At 27.9% G+C, this 2,574-nt stretch carries 2 protein-coding genes, 1 tRNA gene, 2 rRNA genes and 1 pseudogene; all 6 read left to right on the forward strand.

Annotated features, from left to right (window positions below; all coding sequences use genetic code 11):
* Positions 1 to 187, forward strand: a 23S ribosomal RNA gene (locus GBZ86_RS14795); the annotation flags it as partial.
* Positions 188 to 242: 55 nt separating this feature from the next.
* Positions 243 to 360, forward strand: a 5S ribosomal RNA gene (gene rrf / locus GBZ86_RS14800).
* 7 nt (positions 361 to 367) lie between these two features.
* Positions 368 to 443 (forward strand) — tRNA-Phe (locus GBZ86_RS14805).
* A 168-nt stretch (positions 444 to 611) separates the two neighbouring features.
* A pseudogene (tnpA, locus tag GBZ86_RS14810) lies at positions 612 to 1,081 on the forward strand (IS200/IS605 family transposase).
* Between the two features lie 299 nt (positions 1,082 to 1,380).
* Positions 1,381 to 1,605 (forward strand): streptolysin S family TOMM toxin, encoded by a 225-nt coding sequence (locus GBZ86_RS14815; RefSeq protein ID WP_152891925.1) that lies wholly within the window; start codon positions 1,381 to 1,383, stop codon positions 1,603 to 1,605.
* Between the two features lie 165 nt (positions 1,606 to 1,770).
* Complete coding sequence (locus GBZ86_RS14820) at positions 1,771 to 1,893, forward strand: streptolysin S family TOMM toxin (RefSeq protein WP_152891927.1); 123 nt, start codon at positions 1,771 to 1,773, stop codon at positions 1,891 to 1,893.
* Positions 1,894 to 2,574 lie beyond the last annotated feature (681 nt).

Raw genomic sequence — 2,574 nt, forward strand, 5'->3', positions numbered from 1 at the left:
AGCTGGGTAGCTAAGTCGGGAAGGGATAAACGCTGAAAGCATCTAAGCGTGAAGCCCACCTCAAGATGAGATTTCCCATAGCATAAGCTAGTAAGACCCCTTGAAGAACACAAGGTTGATAGGTCAGGGGTGTAAGCATGGTAACATGTTCAGCTGACTGATACTAATAGGTCGAGGGCTTGACCAAATAAAAGTAAACTTAATACTTAGTGCAATTTTGAAAGAACAAAAAGTTCTTAAAATCTGGTGAGAATGCTCCTAAGGGTAACACCCGTTCCCATTCCGAACACGAAGGTTAAGCCTTAGGAGGCCGATGGTACTGCACGGGAGACTGTGTGGGAGAGTAGGTGGTTGCCAGGTTAAATATGGCTCGATAGCTCAGTCGGTAGAGCAGAGGACTGAAAATCCTCGTGTCGCTGGTTCGATTCCTGCTCGAGCCACCAAAAGCTTAGTATGAAAATACTAAGCTTTTTTTTGTATTAATGAATACCATAGGTTTTACCTGTGGTTCTAAAAAGCTTATAGCTATGAGTAGAAAAAAATAAAACCTCCGATGTAAAATAATAGTAGGTTTGCTGACCAAAACTTAATTTTACAAGGAGGTATGCAAAATGGACAATAGTAACTTAGCACATAGTAAATGAAATTGCAAATATATATAGTTTTTGCACGAAAATATAGAAGACAAATAATTTATGTAAAAATCAAATCAGATCTAGGAGCGATATTAAGAAAGCTTATGTGATCAAAAGGGAGTAGAAATAATAGAAGCAAATGCATGTAAAGATCACATACACATGCTTGTAAGTATTTCGCCAAAACTAAGTATTTCTCAATTTATGGGATATTTAAAAGGAAAAAGTTCTTTGATGATTTTCGATAGACATGCAATTAAAAATATAAATATGGGAATAGACAATTTTGGTGTAAGGGGTATTATATTGATACAGTTGGAAGAAATAAAAAGGCGATAGAAGAATATATTAAAAATCAAATACAGGAAGATATAGCATATGAACAAATAAGTTTAAAAGAGTATATTGACCCGTTTACGGGTGAGCCGATAAAGAAAAATAAATAATAAGACCCCTTTAAGGGGTAGTTAGTGAAAAAAATGCGGTTGGCAGACCGTTCAAATTGCGAGTAGCACAGCAGTAACATGTTCTTATAGGGCTAGAGCAAACCACCCGTTTTACGGGTGGTTATGATTTTTTTTGAAAAATAATAAAAAATAGAAAGTTTTATTTAATCATAAATTATTTTAGACAATAAAATAAGTAATAAAATTTTTTGATTTTTATAAAAAATATACAAATTCAAAGTTTAAGAATAATTAATAATTTAATGAGCAAACTAAAGTAGTAGATAGGAGGAATATATATGTTAAAATTTAGTGAAAATGTCTTATCAACTACAATACTTAATAAAAAGCTTATGATAAATGTAATAGGATATAATGAATGTTTTCAACATAGTTCTCTAAAAAAACAATATCTTCAATATGATATAGGATCTTGTTGTTGTTGTACTTGTTGTTGTTGTATAGGTGTAAATATAGGAAGTGGTTCAGTATCAACAAATTTTAATCAACCTAATACAGAATAAATATTTTAATAGAATATCATTAAAAGTAAATAAACTTTAAGAACAAGTTAAATTATTAATAAATTATTTTTAAAAATATTACTTGAAATAACAATAAGATAAATTAAAACTGTACAAGCTTTAGTTAAAAGTAATAATATTAAATAGTAGATAGGAGAGATAGACATGTTAAAATTTAATGAAAATATCTTAGCTACTACCATGGTTATTAAAGAAGTTACTATAGCACCAGGCGCTTGTTGTTGTTGTACTTGTTCTTGTTGTGTAGGAATAAGTGTAGAAGTATAAAATTGTAATTATGTAAAATATATATTATTCCTATCTATGAATAAATTTAAGGATGTGTTGCATTAAAAGATTTAAATTAGTTAGACATAGATATTTTTAATTTATTTAATTTAAAATTTAATTGAGGTTTAAATTAATAAAATTTTTGATTTAGTTTATTAATAACTTTAATAACTTTAATAACTTTAATAACTTTAATAAATTTATTAAAGTTTAAGCGTTAATTTTTTAGTGTTATAGGTATTTAACTTTATTTAATATGCTAATTAATAAAGTTAAAAGTAAACATTGCCTGGTGTATCTATAGCAGAAAAATATAGAAAAAAGTAATAAATTAAAGAAAATTAAATTTATTTTTCTTTAATAGGCAAATTATATGAATTGTAATATTGAATTAAATGATAAGATAAAATACGTTGTTGATGTCGATAAAAACTTTTGAAAGTTAATTTATTTTAAATAAAATTAAAAAACTTTTAAAAAGTTATTGACAAGAAACGACTAAAGTAGTAAACTAAATTAGTCGATTGAATGCGACAAGATAAATGAAAGAAATGATCTTTGAAAATTAAACAGATAAATTTAAGTAAACCAGCAATTCTTTTATAAGTAATATGAGTAAATGATTAAACTTTTAATTTGAGAGTTTGATCCTGGCTCAGGATGAACGCTGGCGGCGTG

Origin of the sequence: Clostridium tarantellae, assembly GCF_009295725.1 — a bacterium.
Taxonomy (GTDB): Bacteria; Bacillota; Clostridia; order Clostridiales; family Clostridiaceae; genus Sarcina; species Sarcina tarantellae.